The sequence below is a fragment of the Aureimonas sp. AU22 genome, from assembly GCF_001463745.1.
Classification (GTDB): Bacteria; Pseudomonadota; Alphaproteobacteria; order Rhizobiales; family Rhizobiaceae; genus Aureimonas.
On the sequence record NZ_BBWJ01000045.1, the window covers coordinates 153,404 to 174,278 of the forward strand.

Here is a 20,875-nt window from a genome sequence, read left to right on the forward strand (position 1 = left end):
GTCAGCGGTCGTCCCATTGGGGCGCGAAGGCCGGGTCGACCAGACGGTGGCGGCTTCGCGACATCTCGTGGAGGCGCTGACGGTCCTCGTCCTGAAGCTCGAAGTCGAACACGTCAAGGTTCTCGGCCAGTCGCGCGGGATTGGAGGTCCGAGGAATGGCGCCGACATGCGGCTGCTCGACCTCCCAGCGTAGGACGATCTGCGCCGGGGTACGCCCGTAGCGTTCCGCCATGTCGACGACGACGGGATCGGCGAGGAGATCCTTGCCCTGGCCGATGGGCGAATAGGCGATCATTGCCATCCCCAGGCGCTCGCAGGCGGATCGGACCTTCTCCTGCGACAAGCGCGGATGGTACTCGACCTGGTTGCAGACGAGCGGATGCCGGGTCAGGCGGCTCGCTTCCTTCAGCAGTTCCGAAGGAAAATTCGCGACGCCGATGTGATGCGTGAGACCCTCATCGCGCGCCCAATTCAGCGCCTCGATCGTGCCCCCGAGCGGAATGGAGGCGTTGGGCCAGTGGATCAGGAGGAGATCCACCGTGCCGATGTCCAGCGCCTGAACGGCTGCTTCAGCCGACCGGGCAAAATCTGCGGGCGCAAGATCATCGGTCCACACCTTCGTGGTGACGAAGATGTCATCGCGCGCGATCCCGCTCGCCCGCACGCCCTGCCCCACCTCAGCCTCGTTGCCGTACATGCGGGCGGTGTCGATATGGCGGTAACCGATCCCGATGGCTTCGCTGACCAGGCGAACGCAGGTCTCGCCTTCCAGACGGTAGGTTCCCAATCCAATGGCGGGAATTCGGGCACCGTTGGCTTCGATGATCTTCATGGCGTCGATCCCGTCCCGCGCGATAACTTGCCGTGACGGCACTGGTCGCCATCGCATGGGGTTTCAGATAGGCGGGATGCCGTTCGGACCAGGGGACTTCACCGATGAGCGCAACGAATGCCGGTCGCTTCGGCTCTCGGATCGAAGTGTTGGACATCGCACGCGGCGTCGCGCTTCTGTCGATGCTCGTCTACCACTTCACCTGGGACCTGGAATTTTTCGGGTATCTGCCGCCCGGCTACGCGCAGGTTGGTGGATGGCGGCTATTCGCCCGTTCAATCGCAATCAGCTTCCTGTTCCTCGTCGGCGTCGGACTGTTCCTGGCTCATCGCAACGGAGTCCGCTGGCCATCTTTCCGGAAGCGCCTCGGACAGATCGTGGCGGGCGCCGCCGTCATATCGCTGGCGACCTACCTGTTCACGCCGGAGACCTTCGTGTTCTTCGGCATTCTCCACCTGATCGCCGTCGCCAGTGTCCTTGGCCTAGCGCCGATTCGCCTGCCCTTTCTCCTCAACCTTGCGCTGGCGGCGCTGCTGATCGCCTTGCCGCTGTTCGTCTCGACGCCACTGACCGATCCGCGCTCGCTCGCTTGGCTGGGACTGTCGGCCCGGCCGCCGATCTCCAACGACTTCGTGCCGCTGGTACCCTGGCTGGCACCCGTCTTGATCGGCATCGCGGTGGCGCAGATCGCCGAACGGTTCGATCTATGGGCGCGTCTGCGCCGATGGAACGGCCGATTCGGCCCTGCGCGACACCTCGGCGTCCTCGGCCAGCACTCGCTTCTGTTCTATCTCGTTCACCAGCCTGTTTCGATCGGGCTCGTGGCAGCGTTCGCCTATTTCGTGCCGCCGGACCAAACCGCGGCCTTCGATCAGAGCTGCACCCAGACCTGCACCGACTCGCGCGACGAAGGCTTCTGCCAGCGCTACTGCGGCTGTGTGCGGGGTGAGCTGGAAAACCAAGATCTTCTCGCGACCCTCCTGGCCGGCCGTCTCGACGAGGCGCAGCAGCGGACGGTGCGGCAGACGGTCGATCAGTGTTCGTTTTCGTCGGAGCCCTGAAGCGATCAGCTGTTCGGCGATATGCCGAGTTCGGCCATGCGCGTGAGGCAGGCCTCTTCCGCCTGGTCGAGTTCGGACAGCAGATCCTCGATATCCCGGCGCTTCTGTTCGAGCTCGGCGCGTCGCTCGCCGACGCGTCGGATGATGGTGCGCAACTGCCCCGCCTCGCCCGGTGGGGTACGGTACATGCCCATGATCTCGCGGATCTCGGCGATGGAGAAACCGAGACGCTTGCCGCGTAGGATGATCTTCAGGAGCTGGCGGTCCGAATGCCGGAAAAGCCGGGTGCGACCACGTCGAATCGGGGAGATCAGCCCTTCGTCTTCGTAAAACCGGATCGTTCGCGTGGAGATGTCAAACTCCCGCGTCAATTCCGTGATGGTGTAGTAGTCGCGCATCCGATCGGCCCCCGTCGAAGAAGCGTCACAAACCAGATTGACGTAAAAGTCAAATCCACGACAGTATGGCATACACCATCAATCGGCGTATGCAGACCACACCTGAAGTATAAGGGAAGTAAGCAAGGCTGGTGCGGTCGAGAAGACTCGAACTTCCACGGGTTGCCCCACAGCGACCTCAACGCTGCGCGTCTACCAATTCCGCCACGACCGCACGCCGTGTTCCGATCCGGAGATCGGCCCGGTCTCTCTCGACCGGTGGCGGCGATGTAACAAACGCTCCGGGGGCACACAAGCCTTTTCGCGGCGCCGCCCGTATTCTTTTTTCATGACAAGCCGCCCGAACGCGAATGCCCTTTGCGCGCGGGCATGCGCAGCGCTATCTCAGCCCCATGGACAACCCCACTCCGCGCGCGGCGCTCGATATCGGTAGCTTCCATCCGGAGGCGGGCAGCCCGCCGGTGGAGTGGGTCGTGATCGAAGGCACGATCGACTATCCGGCAGCCGTCGCGCTCATGGAAGATCGCGCGGAACGCGTCGCCGGCGGGACGGCGCCGGAAGCCGTGTTCCTCGTCGAGCATCCGCCCCTCTACACAAGCGGCACGAGCGCTCACGCCGACGACCTCCTCGATGCCAGGCGATTCCCGGTGTTCCGCTCCGGGCGCGGCGGCGAATTCACCTACCATGGGCCGGGCCAGCGGGTGGCCTATGTGGTTCTCGACCTGAAGCGCCGGCGTCAGGACATTCGGGCCTTCGTCGCGGCCCTGGAGGAATGGGTCATCTCCACCTTGGCGACGTTCCAGATCCGCGGCGAACGGCGCGAGGACCGCGTCGGCGTGTGGGTTCGGCGGCCCGAGCGCGCGCCGCTCCCCGACGGCGCGATGGCCGAGGACAAGATCGCCGCCATCGGCATCCGCGTACGCAAGTGGGTGACGTTCCACGGCATCAGCCTGAACGTCGATCCCGACCTCTCTCATTTCGACGGGATCGTGCCCTGCGGCATCCGCGGCTACGGGGTGACGAGCCTCCTCGATCTCGGCATCGTGGTGTCGATGCCGGAGGTGGACGGTGCCTTGCGCGCCCGATTCGACGAGATCTTCGGTCCGTCCATCCGAGCGGCTGAGGCCAAGGCATGACCGGCACCCGCGTCATCGTCGATGCCGACGCCTGCCCGGTGAAAGACGAGGTCCTGGACGTCGCCGGGCGTCACGGTGCAGGCGTGGTCCTGGTGTCCAATGGCGGCATGCGCCCTTCGCGGTATCCCGGCGCACGAATCGTCAGCGTGTCGGACGGTTTCGACGCCGCGGACGACTGGATCGTTGAGGAGACAACGTCCGCGGATGTGGTGGTGACAGCCGACATCCCGCTGGCCTCGCGTGCCTTGGAAAAGGGCGCGGCCGTGCTCGGACCTGACGGCCGGCCCTTCACCGCCGCCAATATCGGTGCCGCGCTGTCGTTCCGTTCGTTCAACCAGCACTTACGCGAAAGCGGCACGTCGAGCACCTACAACAAGCCCTTCGCTCCGGCCGACCGGTCCCGCTTTCGTCAGGAATTGGACCGCGCCCTCCGGCGCGCCATGGTCGCGTCGTAATGCGTCCGGAAAGCCGTTCCGGACGTAGCTCGATCCAAATCATTTGGGTGGACGGGACATGAAGCTTCTAGCCGATCGCGACGGCCCCCTGGTCTACCGCCAGCGGTTCGCCACGCGCCTCACCCATTGGGTCTGGGTCGTGTGCCTCTTCTTCCTGCTCCTTTCCGGACTGCAGATCTTCATGGCTCGGCCGGACCTGTATCTCGGCCAGCAGTCCGGTTTCGACTTCGAGAACCGCGTGCTGAGCATCGGCGCGGCCTTCGACGAGGGCGAGCTCGAGGGCGTGACCACCGTTTTCGGCCGCAGCTTCGACACGACCGGCACGCTCGGCGTCATCGCGGATGCCAACGGCAACTTTCAACCGCAGACCTTCCCCGGCTGGCTGACGATCCCTTCCTACCGCGATCTCGCGACCGGTCGCGTCGTCCACTTCTTCTTCGCGTGGCTCCTCGTGGGAACGCTTGTGGTGTGGCTCGCGGCCAGCCTTCTCAACCGCCACATGACGCATGACATCCTGCCGCGCGGACGCGATCTGGTTGCTCTGCCGCAGGATGTCGCCGATCATGCCCGCCTGCGCTTTCACCATCAGCAGCGCTACGGTCCGCTGCAGAAGCTCTCCTATTTCGCGATCCTCATCGTGGTTCTGCCGTTGATGGTGGCGACGGGCCTGACCATGTCGCCCGGCGTCAACGCCTTCGCGCCGTGGATGCTGGACCTATTCGGGGGCCGGCAGACGGCGCGGACGCTGCATTTCGGACTGATGCTGGTGCTGGTTTCGTTCGTGATCCTGCATATCGCGATGGTCCTCCTGGCCGGTCCGTTCAACGAAATGCGCTCCATGATCACCGGGTGGATGCGCATCGACGGCGAGGAAGACGCGCGATGAAGGGAGCACTCGATCGGCGCCGTTTTCTCGGCGGCCTTGCAGCGGCCTCCACCCTGCCCTTGTCCGGATGCTTCGATCCGCTGGTCGCCAATGATTCCGGCGTGCGCGACGTGCTGGAGAAAGCGAACGCGCTGACCTATCGGGCCCAGCGTCTCCTCCTCGGTTCCGATCATCTGGCGCGAGAATTCACGCGATCGGACATCCGGCAGCCGATGCGTCCGAACGGTTCCACCAATCCACAGGACGAGCCCTACCTCGCGCTGGCTCGCCAGGACTTCTCGACCTTCCGGCTTTCGGTGACCGGCGCGGTACAACGCCCCCTCTCGCTGTCCCTTGCAGACCTGCAGGCGATGCCCGCGCGAACGCAGATCACCCGGCATGACTGCGTCGAGGGTTGGAGCTGCATTGCGGAATGGACAGGCACGCGGCTCGGCCTCGTGCTCGATCAGGCCGGCGTCGCCTCCTCCGCCCGCTACGTTGTGTTCCTGTGCTTCGATACGCTCGAGAACGGCTTCAACGGTCCGATCCGCTACTACGAGTCGATCGATCTCCTCGACGCGCGTCATCCGCAGACGATCCTCGCCTACGGCATGAACGGCGAGAAGCTTCCCGTATCCAACGGTGCGCCCCTGCGCGTCCGGGTGGAGCGACAGCTCGGCTACAAGATGGCGAAATACATCCGTGCGATCGTGGTGACGGACTCGCTCGTCGCCTATGGCGACGGCAAGGGCGGCTTCTGGGAAGATCGCGGCTACGAATGGTTCGCCGGAATCTGATCAGTCGCGCAGGAGAAGGTCCGCCGCGCGCATGTCCGTCAGGCGGGCGGCGCGCCGAGCCTGGGCTTCCTCGTCCTCGCCCCAGAGCGAGATGTTCCAGTCCTCGTCCACATGAGCGAGCCGCCAAGCCTCGTCGGCACCCAGCCGCCCTTCGGCAACCGCCAGTGCGAGAATCAACGAGCCGGTGAGCGTCGTCATCTGGTGGATGGCGGCCAACCGGAAAGGGTCCGCTTCGTGGTCCAGACGTGCGCGCAGGACCTGCAACGTATCGGGCGCCTGTGCCACGTGCATTACGCCGGAGGCCATGGCCACATGCACGCCGAAGCGATCCCGGACCCATGCGATCAACGGATCCCAGGCCTCGGCCTGGCGCTCGACCAGCCGCTCCGGTTCATCCGCGCGATAGGCGATCAGATCGGTCTCGGCGTAACGCCCGAGATCCGAGCGCGTCGCCCCGGGGTTCATGGCGACCCCGTCCAGCACCGTGTTGACGAGCCGGTTGACCGGCATCGTCGCGGGATCGATGTGTGTGCCCTGCCCTTCCCATTCCGCCGCCACGGCCTCAGCCGAAGTCCGGTTCGGCAGCGCCAGCATGGTGCGGGCCGGCGTGCGCACGGGACGCCCGTCCAGCCTGATCTCGAAGCCCGCCGGCGTCTCGGCGACGCTCACCTCGGTATAGAAGCGTTTCGGCAGTTCGGGCTTACGAGGCGTGCTGGGCATACGAGCCGGGTCCTGTTGCAGTTCGTCTCTCATGCGCGAATTCCCACCGCCGGCTCGCTCGTCAGCCAGAGGTCGAGCGTATCCCTCAACTCCCTGACTGTGGTCGATACCCCGCTCGCGCCGGCCGCGCGCAATGCCTCCGGGGGCTGGGCGCCCCACGCGACACCCCAACCGGCAGCTCCCGCGGCCACTGCCATCTGCATGTCGAAGATCGCGTCCCCGACCACGAGGGTATCCTCGGGCCGGACCCCTAGGTCGGCGCAGCATTCCAGCACCATCGCGGGATGCGGCTTGGAGAGGCAGTCGTCGGCGGTGCGCACCGCCGGGAAGACGCCCTGCAGTCCGTGGACCTCGACGACGTTGCGGACGCCGCGGCGTGATTTGCCGGTGACCATTCCAAGCAGAACGTCATCGCGCGCCGCCAACTGCCGCAGCATCGGCTCGACACCGGGGAAGAGACGCTCGGGGAACGCGCCTTGTGCACGAATCTCGTGAAACGCCCGCCGGTAGGTCTCCACCAGCGCAGGCAGCTCCTCGACCGGCACGGTCGGTGCCAGCCGATGGATCGCCAGATCCAGAGACAAACCGATCACGCCGCTCGTGGCCGCATCGTCGGGCTCCGGCAGTCCGGCCATCGCGAAGCAGCGGCGCATGGTCTCGCAGATCAGGCCGAAACTGTCGGCCAGAGTGCCGTCGCAATCGAAGAGGATGGCACGCATCAATCGTTCTCGGCCGCCTCGTCGAAACCGAACAGGTTCCAGGTCTGGACCATGTGCGGCGGGAGCGGCGCGATCTGGTCGATCCGACGCCCGCCGTCGGGATGGGGAATGATGATCCGGCGAGCATGGAGGTGGAGCCGGTTCTGGACGCCTCCAGGAAATTCCCAGTTGGTGTCGTGCTCGAAATATTTCGGATCGCCGAGGATCGGGTGTCCGATATGGGCAGCATGGACCCGAAGCTGGTGGGTGCGGCCCGTGTAGGGCTCCATCTCGATCCAGGCGAAGGCCTGTGCCACCTGGTCCACCACGCGGTAGTGCGACAGCGCATGATCGGCGCCGTCCTCGCCGTGCTTGGCAACGCGCATGCGATCGCCGTCGAGGGTCTGCTCCTTGACGAGATAGGTCGAGATGCGCCCCTCGTGCGGCGCGGGCACGCCCTTCACCAGAGCCCAGTAGTATTTCTTCGTATCGCGCTCGCGGAAGGCCTTGGTCAGCGATACCGCTGCGCCCCGGGTTCTGGCGACGACCAGAATGCCGGATGTGTCGCGGTCGATACGATGGACGAGGCGCGGCTTCTCGCCCCGCTTGTTGCGCCATGCCTCCAGCATCCCGTCGACATGGCGATTGACGCCCGAGCCGCCCTGCACCGCGAGGCCCGCGGGTTTGTTGAAGACATAGACCTTCTCGTCCTCGTAGATCAGCATCTGGCCGAGAACGTCGCCGTCGTGCTTGTCGCGCATCGTGTTGGCGGTCAGCACCGCCGTACGCGGACGGCCGGCGTCGACACCCATGGGCGGGATGCGGATCATCTGGCCGGCTTCGATGCGCGTGTCGGTCTTGGCTCGGCCGCCATCGACGCGCACCTGTCCGGACCGCAGAAGCTTCTGCAGGTGTCCGAAACCGAGGCCCGGATAATGGATCTTGAACCAACGATCGAGACGCAGACCCGTCTCGTCCGGCTCCACCCTGATCTGCTCGACTACCGACATCGTATCTTCCTATCGCTCTAGACCCGGCGATACAGCATTCGACGCGTCGCCGGAACACCGGGCGCGTCGATCAGCCGAGCTGACGTACGAGCGCCGCGCCGGCCATCAGGGCCGCCAGACCGACAACGACGGACAACAGGATGTAGAGAATGGCCACGGCCTGCTGTCCGCCCTCCCAGAGAGCGATGGCATCGAGGCTGAACGAGGAGAAGGTCGTGTAGCCGCCGAGCACGCCGACCGCGAGAAACAATCGGACCTCGGGAAGGGTCGAGAAATGGCGGGCGATGAGCTCGATCAGCACACCCATGGCGAACGAGCCCGTGACGTTGACGAAGAGCGTTGCGAAGGGAAAGCCGGTGCCGAACCAGCGACCTGCCGCCACCGCCATCCCATATCGGGCAACGCTGCCCAACGCACCACCCAGCGCCACAAGCACGAAACCCAGCATCGAGCCGTTGTCTCCCATCACCCCTGACGCTCGCGGCGCAGGCGCGCCCAACGTTCCATCCGCTCGCCGATGCGCGCTTCCTCGCCGCGTCCTGTCGGCTGGTAGAAGCTCATGCGGCCCATGGCTTCGGGAAAGTAGTCCTGTCCGGAGAAGGCATCGGGCGCATCGTGGTCGTAGGCGTAGTTCGCCCCGTACCCCTCCTCCTTCATGAGCTTGGTCGGTGCGTTGAGGATGTGCCGCGGCGGCAGCAGCGAGCCGTGTTCCTTGGCCGCCCGCATCGCGGCCTTGTAGGCGACATAGACCGCGTTCGACTTCGGCGCCGACGCGAGGTAGACCACTGCCTGCGCCAGCGCGAGTTCCCCTTCCGGCGAGCCGAGATAGTCGTAGGTATCCTTCGCCGCGTTGGCGACGAGCAGCGCGCGCGGGTCGGCAAGGCCGATATCCTCGGACGCCATGCGCACGATGCGTCGGCCGAGGTAAAGCGGATCCTCGCCCGCATCGAGCATGCGACAGAGATAGTACAGCGCGGCATCCGGATCCGAGCCGCGCACCGACTTGTGGAGGGCCGAGATCAGATTGTAGTGCCCGTCCTGCCCCTTGTCGTAGATCGGCGCACGACGCTGGACGACGCCCCTCAGCGCTTCCCCGTCCAGCACCTCATCCGGCCGTGCCGCACGCCAGACCTCTTCTGCCAGCGTCAGGACGGCGCGACCATCGCCGTCGGCCATTCGGATCAGCATCTCGCGCGCCGCCTCGTCCAACGGCAAGGGACGCCGCATCGCCTCCTCGGCTCTGGCGAGGAGCTGGCCGAGACTTTCGGCGTCGTGCGAGCGGAACGTCAGAACGCGAGCCCGCGAAAGAAGCGCCGCGTTGAGTTCGAACGAGGGGTTCTCGGTCGTCGCACCAATCAGGACGATCGTCCCGTCCTCCATCACGGGAAGAAACGAATCCTGCTGGGCGCGATTGAACCGATGGATTTCATCGACGAAGAGCAGGGTCTCACGCCCGCTGGTCCGCCGCAGCCGAGCCGTCTCGAAAACCTTCTTGAGATCGGCAACGCCGGTGAAGATCGCCGAAACCTGATCGAAGGCGTAATCCACCTCGCGCGCGAGAAGGCGCGCGACCGTGGTCTTGCCAGATCCAGGCGGCCCCCAGAGGATCACCGATCCGAGCGAGCCGCTTTCCAGCATCCGGGTCAAGGCACCCTCGCTGCCCGTGAGATGCTCCTGGCCGACGACATCGGCCAGACGGCGCGGGCGCAGGCGCTCGGCGAGCGGGCCCCCAGGCGCGGCAGCCTCGGCTACGGGTTCCCTGCGCTGGGTCGGCGGCTCGGTACCGGCGAACAGATCGGCCATACGAGCCTCAGCGAAACGTCTGAACGAGGCGCTGCCCGTTCCGATCGACCTCGATGCGCCAGCCCCGGCGACCGTTCTCCGCATCCTCCTCGAGTTCTTCCGTGGATTCCACGTCGCGGCCGTTGAGGCTCGTGATGATATCCTTCGGCCGCAATCCGAACCTCGCCGCCGGAGAGTCGCGCTCGACCTCCGTGACCACGACGCCCGTCGCCGTCTGCGGCATCTCGAGTTCACCTGCAAGGCGCGGCGAGAGGTTCGCGATCGTCACGCCCGCGAACGGCGTGCGACCCGTCAGGGTCCGCACGTCGCGCGGCGGCGTTTCCGGTGCACGCTCCAGCGCCAGCCGGACGGTCTCCCGCTTGCCGTCCGCGGCCATCACCTGGAGTTCCGCGTCCCGGCCGAGCCCTGCCGTCGCAAGCCGGTAACCGAGCGTGTCGGGGTTATCGACGGGAAAACCGTTCATCGAAAGAACCACATCCCCCTCCCGCAACCCGGCGTCCTCCGCAGGCGTGTCGGGCCGGACCGCCTGCACCAAGGCTCCGGTCGGCCGATCGAGACCAAGAGCTTCGGCCATATCGGCCGTTACCGGGACGAAGCCCGCCCCGATATACGGGCGCTCGAAGGGCCGCCCTTCGCGGGCGGCATCCGCGAAGGCGCGAACCATATTGGAAGGGATCGCGAAGCCGATTCCGTTGGAGCCGCCCGAGCGCGAAAAGATCGCGGTGTTCACGCCGACCAGTTCCCCGTGCATGTCCACCAAGGCGCCACCCGAGTTACCCGGATTGATCGCAGCGTCCGTCTGGATGAAATAGCCGACGTCGTTGACGCCGACATGCGTTCGCGCAAGCGCGGAAACGATCCCGTTCGTCACCGTCTGCCCGATCCCGAACGGATTACCGATCGCAAGCACGAGATCGCCGATCTCAGTCTTGTCCGAATCCGCGATCGCGATGCTGGGGAACGGCTTGTCGTCCTCGATCTTCAGGACAGCCAAATCGGCTTGCTGATCCCTGAGCAGCACCTTGGCATCGAACTCGCGGCCGTCAGCCAGGGCGACCCGCACCTCCTCGGCGTCGGCGATGACATGGTGATTCGTGACGACCAGCCCCGCCGAATCGACGATCACGCCCGAGCCGAGCGAAGACTCGCGCCGGGTGCGCCCTTCCCCGCGGCCGAAGAACTGCTCGAAGAACGGATCGCCTGCGAAGGGCGTACGGACCGGCACCTGACGTGCGGCGTAGACGTTCACCACCGCCGGAGCACTCTTGCGCACAAGAGGAGCGAACGTGAGCTTCACCTCCGCTTCCGATCCGGGGATGCGCTCGCCCGAGGCAGCAGGAGCGATCGGTGCCGGGGCCACGGGTGATTGCGCTCCCGCTGGAGCGATCGACGCCGCAAGGAGGAGCGCCGCAACGCCTGGACCAAGGATCAGTCTGCCGTATTGCATGCTCGTTCGCCCCGATGTTCGAATCAGTCCTTTGGTATCGCGCCGACATCCAACGAAAAAAGGGCCTCGCGGCCCTTTTTCCTGCATTCTCTTCGATGTGGCTCAGCGCGCCAGAACGTCCTGCTGGACGTCGACGGCGGCCGATGCCGGCAACTCGGCCGTCGCGTAGCTTGCGGTGAGGATCCCGAAAGCAAATACGGCGCCCAGGAGGGTCAGCATAGTACGACGCATCGAGAACTCGCTCGTATGGGTGGAAGCGGTCCTATTTTCCATGATATCCGTTTAATCCGTCTAAACTCGCCGCTATGCCGTTCGGCGGTCGCCCCGTTCGCCTGGAAAATGCCGCAAACCACCAAAGGTTGCGTTCGCATTGATCCAAACTTGTGCGGAACTGCCTTCGATCCAGCTATCGCATGGGTGCCACGTCCCCCGCTATCGCGGCCGGGCAACACCCCAACGATATGCACTCTGTTTTACAGATCGTCGGTTTCGTAGCGATGTCGTCAGACGCAGCCGTGGCGCAACAGACTTTCTCCCAATGCAACAACTGCGTCCCTTGCGGGGATGAACGACAGGCCGAGGACATCGCGGGCGGGTGCGGTATCGACCGCTTTCGACCGGCCGAGATCGTCCGCCAGCATGGCCGCACCCGGCGAGAACTGGGCGCCCAGCCGCACGACGACGGACGGAAGCCGATGACGCGGCAGTCTGCGTCGGCGTTCCGGAAACGCTTCCGCCAGAAACCCGGCCAATTGCAGGAGCGTCGGTGTCTGCGATGCCGCCAGAAGGAACCGGCGGCCGGTTTCTGGAGCAAGCATCGCGGCGACATGCGCACGCGCAACGTCGCGGACGTCCACCGACGGGATCGCCATATCAGGAAGGAGCGGGATCTGTCCCTTCATCATGGACGCCACGAGTTGGGCAGACGTCCCGAGCCGCGCGTCGAGCACGGGGCCCAGCACCAGACCGGGATTCACGGTGCAGATTGCCAGACCGGTTTCCCGTGCCACATCCCATGCTGCCAACTCCGCCACGGTCTTCGACCGGGCGTAAGGTGACACGGCCGCGCTGGTTAGATTGGTGAAGTCGGCCTCGTCGAACGGCCGAACCCGGTCGCGGGGATGGCCATAGAACACGGCCGCAACTGACGAAGTCACCACGGCACGCTCGACACCAGCCCGGGCGCTGGCATGCAGCACCGACGCCGTCCCGTCCCTTGCGAGCGCGACGAGTGGCTCAGGCCGGCGCGGCTGGACAAGCGGAAACGGCGACGCCGTATGAAGCACGAACCGGCATCCACTGACGGCCGCATCCCAGCCCCGATCCGATGAGAGATCCGCCTCCACGAACTCGCAGCGGCTGACATCCTCACCGGCGCCGAGCACCACCGATCGGACCTCGTCCGCCCGCTCCCGGCTCCGTACCGTTCCCCGCACGTCGAACCCGCACCGCAACAGCTCGAGGACGATATGTTTTGCAATGAAGCCGGACACCCCTGTTACCAGCACTCGGTCACGCGTCATGGGCCGATTCTCCAACGGGACTCATGGCACAACAAAAAAGGGGCCCGAAGGCCCCTTTTCACGCATCCGAAACGAAGCCTCAGGCGGCCTCGGACTGCCCCTCGGCTTCGAGGCGGGCGCGATCGGCCGCACCACGGGCGTTGACGTCGCGCTCGACGAACTCGATCACGGCCAGCGGCGCGTTGTCGCCCCGACGGAAACCGGCCTTCAGCACGCGGCAGTAACCGCCGTTGCGGTCGGCATAACGCGATGCGATCGTGTCGAAGAGCTTGCGGACGGCCGCCTCGTCGCGGATCTGGCTGATCGCCTGCCGACGCGCATGCAGGTCGCCGCGCTTGCCGAGCGTGATGAGCTTCTCGACGATCGGGCGAAGGTCCTTCGCCTTCGGCAGCGTCGTGACGATCTGCTCGTGCACGATGAGCGAAGCCGCCATGTTGGCGAACATCGCCTTGCGGTGCTCGTGGGTACGATTGAGTTTGCGGCCGGAATTACCGTGGCGCATGGGTGTTTCTCCTCAGGTCAGGTCCGGCATGTCGCCGGGGTCGGCATCCTCGCATCCCGGCTTGGCGCCGGTGCATGTGCCTTTGAATCGTTCAGGTCAGGCGTGTCGCCCGCCGTATTCGCGGCGGGCGGCGTTGTCGTGACGGATCAGTACTGATCCTCGTAGCGCTTGGCCAGATCGTCGATGTTCTCCGGCGGCCAGGCGCTCACTTCCATGCCGAGGTGCAGGCCCATCGAGGCCAGCACTTCCTTGATCTCGTTCAGCGACTTGCGGCCGAAGTTCGGAGTACGGAGCATCTCCGCCTCGGTCTTCTGGATGAGGTCGCCGATATAGACGATATTGTCGTTCTTCAGGCAGTTGGCCGAACGGACCGAAAGCTCGAGTTCGTCGACCTTCTTCAGCAGTGCCGGGTTGAAGGCGAGCTCCGCGATCTGCTCCTCGGCGCCACGCACCTCGCGCTGCGGCTCCTCGAAGTTCACGAACACCGACAGCTGGTCCTGCAGGATGCGCGCGGCGTAGGCCACGGCGTCCTCGCCGCTGATGGAGCCGTCCGTGACGATCTCCATCGTCAGCTTGTCCTTGTTCAGGTCCTGCCCCTCACGGGTATTCTCGACCTTGTAGGACACCTTCTTCACCGGGGAGAACAGCGCGTCGACCGGGATCAGCCCGATCGGCGCATCCTCGGCGCGGTTCTGGTCGGCCGGCACGTAGCCCTTGCCCGTGTTGACCGTGAACTCCATGCGGATCTCGGCGCCCTCGTCGAGGGTGCAGATCTCGTGCTCGGGGTTCAGGATCTCGATGTCGCCGACGGTCTGAATGTCACCGGCCGTGACGACGCCAGGACCCGACTTGCGGAGCACCATGCGCTTCGGCCCGTCGCCCTGCATGCCGATGGCGACTTCCTTCACGTTCAGGACGATGTCCGTCACGTCCTCGCGCACACCGGCGATCGAGGAGAATTCGTGAAGCACGCCGTCGATCTGGATGGCGGTCACTGCCGCACCCTGCAGCGATGAAAGAAGGACGCGACGCAGGGCGTTGCCCAGCGTCAGGCCGAAACCGCGCTCCAGGGGCTCGGCCACGAGCGAGGCCTTCGTACGGCTTCCGCCACTCTTGAAGACGACCTGGTTCGGCTTCGTGAGGTTCTGCCAGTTGCTGGCGATCATGTCGCTTGCCTTTCAGCTACCTCGCCACCATCCAATCGTGGCGATAGGTCTCTATGGGAAGGATCGGCTTCCCGAATACGGCGAAAGCCGCGCAGCCCGTCATGGGCTGCGCGGCGCAGTCTCGAATACGCGCTCGCTTAGACGCGGCGCTTCTTGCGCGGGCGAACACCGTTGTGCGGGATCGGGGTCACGTCGCGGATCGACGTGATCGTGAAGCCCGCTGCCTGGAGAGCACGGAGCGCCGACTCGCGGCCGGAACCGGGACCCGAAACCTCGACCTCGAGGGTCCGCATGCCGTGCTCCTGCGCCTTCTTGGCGGCGTCCTCGGCAGCGATCTGCGCGGCGAAGGGCGTCGACTTGCGCGAACCCTTGAAACCCTGCGCGCCAGCCGAAGACCAGGCGATGGTGTTGCCCTGCGCATCCGTGATGGTGATCAGGGTGTTGTTGAAGGACGAATTCACGTGAGCGACGCCCGACGTGATGTTCTTGCGTTCGCGACGACGGACGCGCTGCGCTTCCTTGGCCATTTTCTTATCCTTGGATCTCGACACCGCCGTAATGCCGGCGGCTCCACCGGCCGGAAAGCGCAACGCCTCCGACCATCAAACACTGCCCGCCCGGCAGACGCCGGACGCGACGAATTACTTCTTCTTGCCGGCGATCGCCTTCGCCGGACCCTTGCGGGTGCGGGCGTTGGTGTGCGTGCGCTGTCCACGAACCGGCAGACCACGACGATGACGCAGGCCGCGATAGCAGCCGAGGTCCATCAGACGCTTGATGTTCATCGACGTCTCACGGCGCAGGTCGCCCTCGACACGGTAGTCGCGATCGATGAGCTCGCGAATCTGCAACACCTCGGCGTCGGACAACTCGTTCACGCGGCGCTCGGCCGAGAGATTCGCCTTGTCCATGATCTCCTGCGCGAAGCGCGGACCGATGCCGTGGATGTACTGCAGCGCGATGACGACGCGCTTGTTGGTGGGAATGTTGACGCCTGCAATACGGGCCAAGATGAGCCTCCTTTGGTCGCGGATCCGCCACGACGCTGAACTTCACGACCGATGGGGTCGCTTCTAAACGCCAAACGACCGATCGCAAACGCTCTCACGTATGCGCCGATCGCTTGATGATGCGCGAATTGGACCGGTCCTTATAAGATTCCCGGCCCGTTAGTCAACCGTCGCGACGAGGCTATGCGCCGACGCGACCCTTGAGTGCTTCCTCGATCTCCGCCGTCACGCTTTCGACCGGTGCCATGCCGTCGATCTGGCGAAGCAGACCGCGTTCGCGATAGTACGGCGAAACCGCCGCTGTCGCCTGTCGGAACTCGCCGAGCCGACGATGGAACACCTCGGGTGTATCGTCCTTGCGAACGGGCAATCCCGCGGCGGCTGTCTCGCGCGCGCGCTTCTCGATCCGCTCGACCAGCTTCTGCTCGTCGACCTTGAACTCGAGAACCGCATCGATCACGAGCGTCCGCTCGTCGAGCATGCGATCCAACGCGGTCGCCTGCGCCACCGTGCGCGGGAAACCGTCGAGCACGAAGCCTTTTCGAGCATCGTCCTGGTCGATCCGATCGGCCACGATCCCGATCACGATCTCGTCCGAGACCAGCTGCCCCGCATCCATCACCGCCTGTGCGCGACGACCGATCTCGGTACCCTTAGCAACGGCTTCCCGAAGCATGTCGCCGGTCGACAACTGCGGAATGCCATGCAGTTCGACAAGCCGTTGCGCCTGAGTCCCCTTCCCCGCTCCAGGGGGGCCCAGCAGTATGACCCTCATCGAGTTCCTCGCCTTCCTCCACGCAGCTTCGCCTTCTTGACGAGGCCTTCGTATTGATGCGCCAGCAGATGCCCCTGCACCTGAGCGACCGTGTCCATCGTCACCGACACCACGATGAGCAGCGACGTTCCACCGAGATAGAAAGGAATGCCGGCCGCTGAAATCAGGATCTCCGGAAGAAGGCAGATCACCATGAGGTAGATCGCGCCGACAACGGTGATGCGTGTGAGGACATAATCGATGTAGTCAGCCGTGCGTTCACCCGGGCGAATGCCCGGAATGAAGCCGCCATGCTTCTTCAGATTGTCGGCCGTGTCCTTCGGATTGAACACGATGGCCGTGTAGAAGAATGCGAAGAACGCGATCATGCCAGCATACAGAAGCATGTAGAGCGGCCGACCGTGGCCGAGCGACGCGATGATCGCGGTGGCCCAGCCCGGCAGGGTGCTCGTGTCGGCGAAGTTCGCGATGGTCACCGGCAGCAGCAGAAGCGACGACGCGAAGATCGGCGGAATGACACCCGCGGTATTGAGCTTGAGGGGAAGATGCGACGTATCCCCCTGGAACATCCGGTTGCCGACCTGACGCTTCGGGTACTGGATCAGGAGCCGACGCTGTGCACGCTCGAAGAACACGACGCCAGCGATGCAGACGACGACAACGATCGCAACGATCAGGATGATCGCGGTCGAGAGCGCGCCGGTGCGTCCCAGTTCGAGGAGGTTCGCCAGAGCCGACGGAAGGTTCGCGGCGATGCCCGCGAAGATGATGAGCGAGATGCCGTTGCCGATGCCGCGAGCGGTGATCTGCTCGCCGATCCACATCAGGAACATCGTCCCGCCGACCAACGTGATCACGCTGGACAGGATGAAGAACGTGCCCGGATTGGTAACGATGCTGCTTGTCGACTGAAGGCCAGCCGCGATCCCGTACGCCTGCACGGTCGCCAGCAGCACGGTGCCATAGCGCGTGTACTGGTTGATGACCTTCCGACCCGACTCGCCCTCCTTCTTGAGCGTCTCGAGCGAGGGAATGACCGAGGTCATGAGCTGGATGATGATCGACGCCGAGATGTACGGCATGATCCCCAGCGCGAAGATCGCCATACGGCCGACGGCCCCACCGGCGAACATGTTGAAGAGGCCGAGAATGCCGGTGGACTGCTGGTGGAAGGCCTGCGCCAACGCCTGCGGGTCGATCCCGGGCATGGGAATATAGGTGCCGAGGCGATACACCAGAAGCGCGCCGAGCGTGAACCAGATACGCTTCTTGAGGTCCTCGGCCTTTGAAAAGGCCGAGAAGTTCAGATTTGCGGCGAGTTGTTCCGCGGCCGATGCCATGTCTGCGCTCTCTCCGGATGGTCCGACACGGGCAGCCCGAAATGCTTGGGGCTACGCGGACGATTCCGACACGTTCGTGACGTTATGTAGAACGACCTAGCGACACGAATTACAAGACAAATTCGGTCGCAGAACCGCGCCACACGAAAAAAGCCGCCCTCTCGAAAGAAGGGCGGCTTCCGTTCTCAAACCGCTGAAGCGGGCGTCAGGCTTCCGCCGACGGCTTCTCCGGAACGGTCAGCGTGCCACCGGCCTTCTGGACCTTCTCGACAGCCGAGCGCGAAGCGCCGTCCGCCACGATGGTCACCTTTCCCGACACTTCGCCGTCGCCGAGGATCCGGACGCCGTCGCGTGCGCGGCCAACCAAGCCAGCCGCCTGGAGAGCGGCCAGGTCGATCGTCGACTTCCCGTCGAGCTTGCCGGCCTCGATCGCCTTGGCGATCTTGTCCAGCGAGACGATGTTGAAGTCCTTCGCGAAGATGTTCACGAAGCCGCGCTTCGGGAGACGGCGATAGAGCGGCATCTGACCGCCCTCGAAACCGTTGATGGCCACACCGGAACGGGCCTTCTGGCCCTTCACGCCGCGACCACCGGTCTTGCCGGAACCCGAACCGATGCCGCGGCCCAAACGCTTGCGCGAGTGGGTGGCGCCGTCCTTGTCGGCGATCTCGTTGAGCTTCATCTCGTTCACTCCCGGCTTACTGGCCGTCGACGACGCGGACGAGGTGGCTGACCTTGGCGATCATGCCACGGACCGAAGGCGTATCCTCCAGCGTCCGAACGCGGTGCATCTTGTTCAGCCCGAGGCCGATCAGCGTGGCACGCTGGTCGCTCGGACGGCGGATCGGGCTTCCGATCTGTTCGACAGTGATCGTCGAGCCCTGTGCTTCAGTCTTGGACATCATTCGACTCCTTGAATGGGGACGAGGTGCAGCAAGCGCAAGCGAATGCGCTCGCATGGCACCATCAGTCCTCAGCGCCGACCAGGTCGCGACGACGCGCCTGGAGCGTGGAATACTTGATGCCGCGACGGGCAGCGACATCCTTCGGATGCATCTGGCCCTTCAGGGCGTCGAACGTCGCGCGTACCATGTTGTACGGGTTCGAGGAACCGAGCGACTTGGCGACGACGTCATGCATGCCGACGGCCTCGAACACGGCGCGCATCGGACCGCCGGCAATGATGCCGGTACCAGCCTCGGCGGTGCGAAGAAGCACCTTGCCGGCGCCATGGCGACCGTGGACGTCGTGGTGCAGCGTGCGACCGTCACGCAGCGGCACGAAGATCAGGTCGCGCTTGGCGGCTTCCGTCGCCTTGCGGATGGCCTCCGGCACTTCACGTGCCTTGCCATGGCCAAAGCCGACGCGGCCCTTGAGGTCGCCGACGACGACGAGCGCAGCGAAGCCGAAGCGACGGCCGCCCTTCACCACCTTGGCGACGCGATTGATGTGGACGAGCTTGTCGACGAAGCCGTCATCCCGCTCTTCGCGGTCGTTCCGTTCATTACGAGGCGCCATATCCTATCCTTGTTTTTTTCCGGAGGCGTCCTGGGATGGGTGCCGATCGAAGCGGCGCCCGGCTTAAAGCACGACACGGCCGGCGAGGAAACCCCGCCGGACCGTGTGCATGCCGAGGATCGGCGGCCCGAAGGCCGCGGATCAGAAGTTGAGACCGCCTTCGCGAGCGGAGTCGGCCAGCGCCTTGACGCGGCCATGGTAGATGAACGCGCCACGATCGAACACGACGTCGGTCACGCCAGCTTCCTTGGCGCGCTCTGCGACGAGCTTGCCGACGGCGGCCGCAGCCGCAACGTCCGCACCCGTCTTCAGGTCGCCGCGAAGGCCGACGTCGAGCGTCGAAGCGGCGGCCAGGGTACGGCCAGCGGCATCGTCGATGATCTGCGCGTAGATGTTCTTCGACGAGCGGTGGACCGAAAGGCGCGGACGCCCGTTCGCCACCGCCTTGATCGAACGGCGGACGCGGGATGCGCGGCGCCGGAGGAGTTCCTTCTGCGTTGCCATGTCCCGTGCCTTACTTCTTCTTGCCTTCCTTGCGGACGATCTTCTCGCCAGCGTACTTCACGCCCTTGCCCTTGTAGGGCTCAGGACCGCGATACTCGCGGATTTCGGCAGCCACCTGACCGACCTGCTGCTTGTCGATGCCGGTGATGACGATCTCCGTCGGCCGCGGAACGGCAATCTGGATGCCCTCCGGGATCGGGTAGAGAACGTCATGGCTGAAGCCGAGCGCCAGCTGCAGGTTCTTGCCCTGCATCGACGCGCGGTAGCCGACGCCGGAGATCTCGAGACGCTTCTCGAAACCGTCCTTCACACCCGAGAGGATGTTGACGATCATCGTGCGGGACATGCCCCACTTCGACCGTGCATCCTTCGAGTCGTCACGCGGGTCGACCTTGATCGACCCGTCTTCCATCTTCACGAGCACTTCGTCGTTCACCACGTACGAAAGCTCGCCCTTCGGGCCCTTAGCCCGGACGGTCTGACCGTCGACCGAGGCGGTGACACCGCCCGGGACGGCAACCGGCTTCTTGCCAATACGAGACATCTGAGAACCTGTCCGTTGATCGCTTGGGAGACCTCAATGCCGCGTCAGAAGACGCGGCAGAGGATCTCACCACCGACGTTCTGTTCGCGAGCGGCGTGGTCCGCCATGACGCCCTTCGGGGTCGACAGCACCGAAATGCCGAGGCCGTTGGCGACATGCGGGATCGTCTTCGCCGAAACGTAGACGCGACGACCAGGCTTCGATACGCGAGCGATCTCCTTAATGACGGGAGCGCCCTCGTAGTACTTGAGCTCGATGTTGAACTCGGCCGTGCCGTTCTCGAACTTGGTCTCGGAGTAGCCGCGAATGTAGCCCTCGTCCTTGAGCACGTCGAGGACGCGAGCACGAAGCTTCGAAGCCGGAGTGGCGACCGTGGACTTGCTCCGCATCGTAGCGTTGCGGATACGGGTCAGCATATCGCCGAGGGGATCGGAAAGTGCCATTGCAGTGCCTCCTTACCAGCTCGACTTGACGATGCCCGGGATCTGCCCGGTGTTGCCGAGATCGCGAAGCGCGATACGGCTCATCTTCAGCTTGCGGTAGTAGGCGCGCGGACGACCCGTCACCTCGCAGCGGTTGCGAACGCGAACCTTCGACGAGTTGCGCGGCAACTCAGCCAGCTGGAGCTGAGCGCGGAAGCGCTCCTCCATCGAGGCTTCCTGGTTCGTGGTCACCGCCTTTAGCGCTTCGCGCTTTGCGGCATACTTCGCGACCAGCTTCTGCCGGCGCTTGTTCTTTTCGATGGCGCTCTTCTTGGCCATAACTTTTCCT

The 20,875-nt window shown here is 64.8% G+C and carries 28 protein-coding genes and 1 tRNA gene; 5 read left to right on the forward strand and 24 right to left on the reverse strand.

The genetic code is table 11. From position 1 onward, the window contains the following. Position 1: 1 nt before the first annotated feature. Entirely contained in the window at positions 2-832 is an 831-nt protein-coding gene (locus tag AUL34_RS17075) for an aldo/keto reductase (protein ID WP_061936300.1), read from the reverse strand. 104 nt (positions 833-936) lie between these two features. On the opposite strand from AUL34_RS17075, the gene AUL34_RS17080 reads away from it, so the two are divergent. Continuing rightward, positions 937-1,893, forward strand: coding sequence for a heparan-alpha-glucosaminide N-acetyltransferase (locus AUL34_RS17080; protein WP_061936303.1), 957 nt, complete (start codon positions 937-939; stop codon positions 1,891-1,893). Positions 1,894-1,898: 5 nt separating this feature from the next. On the opposite strand, the gene AUL34_RS17085 is transcribed toward AUL34_RS17080, so the two are convergent. Together AUL34_RS17085 and AUL34_RS17090 are read right to left on the reverse strand one after the other, a co-directional pair. Then, on the reverse strand, positions 1,899-2,291 hold the full coding sequence (locus tag AUL34_RS17085) for a MerR family DNA-binding transcriptional regulator (RefSeq protein WP_061936306.1): 393 nt from the start codon (positions 2,289-2,291) through the stop codon (positions 1,899-1,901). 129 nt (positions 2,292-2,420) lie between these two features. Continuing rightward, positions 2,421-2,505, reverse strand: a tRNA-Leu gene (locus AUL34_RS17090). A gap of 178 nt (positions 2,506-2,683) precedes the next feature. Here AUL34_RS17090 and lipB point away from each other — a divergent pair. The 4 genes from lipB to AUL34_RS17110 are packed head-to-tail and all read left to right on the forward strand — an operon-like array spanning position 2,684 to position 5,544. Further along, positions 2,684-3,427, forward strand: a complete 744-nt coding sequence (gene lipB, locus AUL34_RS17095; RefSeq protein WP_061936431.1) for a lipoyl(octanoyl) transferase LipB — start codon at positions 2,684-2,686, stop codon at positions 3,425-3,427. Further along, positions 3,424-3,882, forward strand: a complete 459-nt coding sequence (locus AUL34_RS17100) for a YaiI/YqxD family protein (RefSeq protein WP_061936309.1) — start codon at positions 3,424-3,426, stop codon at positions 3,880-3,882. The genes lipB and AUL34_RS17100 overlap by 4 nt, the downstream gene beginning before the upstream one ends. Positions 3,883-3,940: 58 nt before the next feature. Continuing rightward, entirely contained in the window at positions 3,941-4,768 is an 828-nt protein-coding gene (locus tag AUL34_RS17105; RefSeq protein WP_061936312.1) for a cytochrome b/b6 domain-containing protein, read from the forward strand. Beyond that, positions 4,765-5,544, forward strand: a complete 780-nt coding sequence (locus AUL34_RS17110; protein WP_061936314.1) for a molybdopterin-dependent oxidoreductase — start codon at positions 4,765-4,767, stop codon at positions 5,542-5,544. Before AUL34_RS17105 ends, AUL34_RS17110 begins: the two co-directional genes overlap by 4 nt. Here AUL34_RS17110 and AUL34_RS17115 read toward each other — a convergent pair whose 3' ends face one another. The 21 genes from AUL34_RS17115 to rpsN all read right to left on the reverse strand — a co-directional run bounded on the left by AUL34_RS17115 (position 5,545) and on the right by rpsN (position 20,865). Then, on the reverse strand, positions 5,545-6,264 hold the full coding sequence (locus AUL34_RS17115; RefSeq protein ID WP_061936317.1) for an ATP12 family chaperone protein: 720 nt from the start codon (positions 6,262-6,264) through the stop codon (positions 5,545-5,547). Between the two features lie 29 nt (positions 6,265-6,293). Next, the gene (locus AUL34_RS17120) at positions 6,294-6,983 is read right to left on the reverse strand and encodes an HAD-IA family hydrolase (protein ID WP_061936320.1); all 690 of its coding nucleotides are present in this window, start codon (positions 6,981-6,983) and stop codon (positions 6,294-6,296) included. Next, positions 6,983-7,972, reverse strand: coding sequence for an RluA family pseudouridine synthase (locus tag AUL34_RS17125; protein WP_061936323.1), 990 nt, complete (start codon positions 7,970-7,972; stop codon positions 6,983-6,985). The genes AUL34_RS17120 and AUL34_RS17125 overlap by 1 nt, the downstream gene beginning before the upstream one ends. A 70-nt stretch (positions 7,973-8,042) precedes the next feature. After that, positions 8,043-8,420, reverse strand: a complete 378-nt coding sequence (crcB, locus tag AUL34_RS17130) for a fluoride efflux transporter CrcB (RefSeq protein WP_061936435.1) — start codon at positions 8,418-8,420, stop codon at positions 8,043-8,045. 17 nt (positions 8,421-8,437) lie between these two features. After that, positions 8,438-9,775 (reverse strand): replication-associated recombination protein A, encoded by a 1,338-nt coding sequence (locus AUL34_RS17135; protein WP_061936326.1) that lies wholly within the window; start codon positions 9,773-9,775, stop codon positions 8,438-8,440. A gap of 7 nt (positions 9,776-9,782) precedes the next feature. Further along, positions 9,783-11,222: a DegQ family serine endoprotease gene (locus AUL34_RS17140; protein WP_082653445.1), complete on the reverse strand. Its 1,440-nt coding sequence runs from the start codon at positions 11,220-11,222 to the stop codon at positions 9,783-9,785. 102 nt (positions 11,223-11,324) lie between these two features. Continuing rightward, positions 11,325-11,495, reverse strand: coding sequence for a hypothetical protein (locus AUL34_RS22380; protein ID WP_156420969.1), 171 nt, complete (start codon positions 11,493-11,495; stop codon positions 11,325-11,327). A gap of 230 nt (positions 11,496-11,725) precedes the next feature. Continuing rightward, positions 11,726-12,745 (reverse strand): NAD-dependent epimerase/dehydratase family protein, encoded by a 1,020-nt coding sequence (locus tag AUL34_RS17145; RefSeq protein WP_061936329.1) that lies wholly within the window; start codon positions 12,743-12,745, stop codon positions 11,726-11,728. 79 nt (positions 12,746-12,824) lie between these two features. Continuing rightward, positions 12,825-13,247, reverse strand: a complete 423-nt coding sequence (rplQ, locus tag AUL34_RS17150) for a 50S ribosomal protein L17 (protein WP_061936332.1) — start codon at positions 13,245-13,247, stop codon at positions 12,825-12,827. 146 nt (positions 13,248-13,393) lie between these two features. Further along, a complete protein-coding gene (locus AUL34_RS17155) occupies positions 13,394-14,413 on the reverse strand; it encodes a DNA-directed RNA polymerase subunit alpha (protein ID WP_061936335.1) in 1,020 nt (339 codons plus the stop codon). Between the two features lie 137 nt (positions 14,414-14,550). Continuing rightward, a complete protein-coding gene (gene rpsK / locus AUL34_RS17160; protein ID WP_039192607.1) occupies positions 14,551-14,940 on the reverse strand; it encodes a 30S ribosomal protein S11 in 390 nt (129 codons plus the stop codon). A 114-nt stretch (positions 14,941-15,054) separates the two neighbouring features. Beyond that, complete coding sequence (gene rpsM / locus AUL34_RS17165; RefSeq protein WP_061936338.1) at positions 15,055-15,423, reverse strand: 30S ribosomal protein S13; 369 nt, start codon at positions 15,421-15,423, stop codon at positions 15,055-15,057. A 181-nt stretch (positions 15,424-15,604) separates the two neighbouring features. Continuing rightward, the gene (locus AUL34_RS17170; protein ID WP_061936340.1) at positions 15,605-16,198 is read right to left on the reverse strand and encodes an adenylate kinase; all 594 of its coding nucleotides are present in this window, start codon (positions 16,196-16,198) and stop codon (positions 15,605-15,607) included. Continuing rightward, positions 16,195-17,538, reverse strand: a complete 1,344-nt coding sequence (secY, locus tag AUL34_RS17175; protein WP_061936343.1) for a preprotein translocase subunit SecY — start codon at positions 17,536-17,538, stop codon at positions 16,195-16,197. The genes AUL34_RS17170 and secY overlap by 4 nt, the downstream gene beginning before the upstream one ends. A 205-nt stretch (positions 17,539-17,743) precedes the next feature. Then, entirely contained in the window at positions 17,744-18,220 is a 477-nt protein-coding gene (gene rplO, locus AUL34_RS17180) for a 50S ribosomal protein L15 (protein ID WP_061936346.1), read from the reverse strand. Positions 18,221-18,236: 16 nt separating this feature from the next. Then, positions 18,237-18,440: a 50S ribosomal protein L30 gene (gene rpmD / locus AUL34_RS17185; RefSeq protein ID WP_061936443.1), complete on the reverse strand. Its 204-nt coding sequence runs from the start codon at positions 18,438-18,440 to the stop codon at positions 18,237-18,239. 64 nt (positions 18,441-18,504) lie between these two features. Continuing rightward, on the reverse strand, positions 18,505-19,056 hold the full coding sequence (gene rpsE / locus AUL34_RS17190; RefSeq protein WP_061936349.1) for a 30S ribosomal protein S5: 552 nt from the start codon (positions 19,054-19,056) through the stop codon (positions 18,505-18,507). 141 nt (positions 19,057-19,197) lie between these two features. Next, a complete protein-coding gene (gene rplR, locus AUL34_RS17195) occupies positions 19,198-19,560 on the reverse strand; it encodes a 50S ribosomal protein L18 (protein WP_061936354.1) in 363 nt (120 codons plus the stop codon). A 10-nt stretch (positions 19,561-19,570) separates the two neighbouring features. Further along, positions 19,571-20,104, reverse strand: a complete 534-nt coding sequence (gene rplF, locus AUL34_RS17200; protein WP_061936357.1) for a 50S ribosomal protein L6 — start codon at positions 20,102-20,104, stop codon at positions 19,571-19,573. A gap of 44 nt (positions 20,105-20,148) precedes the next feature. Beyond that, complete coding sequence (gene rpsH, locus AUL34_RS17205; RefSeq protein WP_061936360.1) at positions 20,149-20,547, reverse strand: 30S ribosomal protein S8; 399 nt, start codon at positions 20,545-20,547, stop codon at positions 20,149-20,151. Between the two features lie 12 nt (positions 20,548-20,559). Next, positions 20,560-20,865 (reverse strand): 30S ribosomal protein S14, encoded by a 306-nt coding sequence (gene rpsN / locus AUL34_RS17210; protein WP_055885522.1) that lies wholly within the window; start codon positions 20,863-20,865, stop codon positions 20,560-20,562. Between the last annotated feature and the right edge of the window lie 10 nt (positions 20,866-20,875).

Bases quoted from the DNA above. Each gene is read 5' to 3' on its own strand.
- AUL34_RS17075 (WP_061936300.1), bottom strand. From the start codon at position 832: ATGAAGATCATCGAAGCCAACGGTGCCCGAATTCCCGCCATTGGATTG.
- AUL34_RS17080 (WP_061936303.1), top strand. From the start codon at position 937: ATGAGCGCAACGAATGCCGGTCGCTTCGGCTCTCGGATCGAAGTGTTG.
- AUL34_RS17085 (WP_061936306.1), bottom strand. From the start codon at position 2,291: ATGCGCGACTACTACACCATCACGGAATTGACGCGGGAGTTTGACATC.
- lipB (WP_061936431.1), top strand. From the start codon at position 2,684: ATGGACAACCCCACTCCGCGCGCGGCGCTCGATATCGGTAGCTTCCAT.
- AUL34_RS17100 (WP_061936309.1), top strand. From the start codon at position 3,424: ATGACCGGCACCCGCGTCATCGTCGATGCCGACGCCTGCCCGGTGAAA.
- AUL34_RS17105 (WP_061936312.1), top strand. From the start codon at position 3,941: ATGAAGCTTCTAGCCGATCGCGACGGCCCCCTGGTCTACCGCCAGCGG.
- AUL34_RS17110 (WP_061936314.1), top strand. From the start codon at position 4,765: ATGAAGGGAGCACTCGATCGGCGCCGTTTTCTCGGCGGCCTTGCAGCG.
- AUL34_RS17115 (WP_061936317.1), bottom strand. From the start codon at position 6,264: ATGCCCAGCACGCCTCGTAAGCCCGAACTGCCGAAACGCTTCTATACC.
- AUL34_RS17120 (WP_061936320.1), bottom strand. From the start codon at position 6,983: ATGCGTGCCATCCTCTTCGATTGCGACGGCACTCTGGCCGACAGTTTC.
- AUL34_RS17125 (WP_061936323.1), bottom strand. From the start codon at position 7,972: ATGTCGGTAGTCGAGCAGATCAGGGTGGAGCCGGACGAGACGGGTCTG.
- crcB (WP_061936435.1), bottom strand. From the start codon at position 8,420: ATGCTGGGTTTCGTGCTTGTGGCGCTGGGTGGTGCGTTGGGCAGCGTT.
- AUL34_RS17135 (WP_061936326.1), bottom strand. From the start codon at position 9,775: ATGGCCGATCTGTTCGCCGGTACCGAGCCGCCGACCCAGCGCAGGGAA.
- AUL34_RS17140 (WP_082653445.1), bottom strand. From the start codon at position 11,222: ATGCAATACGGCAGACTGATCCTTGGTCCAGGCGTTGCGGCGCTCCTC.
- AUL34_RS22380 (WP_156420969.1), bottom strand. From the start codon at position 11,495: ATGGAAAATAGGACCGCTTCCACCCATACGAGCGAGTTCTCGATGCGT.
- AUL34_RS17145 (WP_061936329.1), bottom strand. From the start codon at position 12,745: ATGACGCGTGACCGAGTGCTGGTAACAGGGGTGTCCGGCTTCATTGCA.
- rplQ (WP_061936332.1), bottom strand. From the start codon at position 13,247: ATGCGCCACGGTAATTCCGGCCGCAAACTCAATCGTACCCACGAGCAC.
- AUL34_RS17155 (WP_061936335.1), bottom strand. From the start codon at position 14,413: ATGATCGCCAGCAACTGGCAGAACCTCACGAAGCCGAACCAGGTCGTC.
- rpsK (WP_039192607.1), bottom strand. From the start codon at position 14,940: ATGGCCAAGGAAGCGCAGCGCGTCCGTCGTCGCGAACGCAAGAACATC.
- AUL34_RS17170 (WP_061936340.1), bottom strand. From the start codon at position 16,198: ATGAGGGTCATACTGCTGGGCCCCCCTGGAGCGGGGAAGGGGACTCAG.
- secY (WP_061936343.1), bottom strand. From the start codon at position 17,538: ATGGCATCGGCCGCGGAACAACTCGCCGCAAATCTGAACTTCTCGGCC.
- rplO (WP_061936346.1), bottom strand. From the start codon at position 18,220: ATGAAGCTCAACGAGATCGCCGACAAGGACGGCGCCACCCACTCGCGC.
- rpmD (WP_061936443.1), bottom strand. From the start codon at position 18,440: ATGTCCAAGACTGAAGCACAGGGCTCGACGATCACTGTCGAACAGATC.
- rpsE (WP_061936349.1), bottom strand. From the start codon at position 19,056: ATGGCGCCTCGTAATGAACGGAACGACCGCGAAGAGCGGGATGACGGC.
- rplR (WP_061936354.1), bottom strand. From the start codon at position 19,560: ATGGCAACGCAGAAGGAACTCCTCCGGCGCCGCGCATCCCGCGTCCGC.
- rplF (WP_061936357.1), bottom strand. From the start codon at position 20,104: ATGTCTCGTATTGGCAAGAAGCCGGTTGCCGTCCCGGGCGGTGTCACC.
- rpsH (WP_061936360.1), bottom strand. From the start codon at position 20,547: ATGGCACTTTCCGATCCCCTCGGCGATATGCTGACCCGTATCCGCAAC.
- rpsN (WP_055885522.1), bottom strand. From the start codon at position 20,865: ATGGCCAAGAAGAGCGCCATCGAAAAGAACAAGCGCCGGCAGAAGCTG.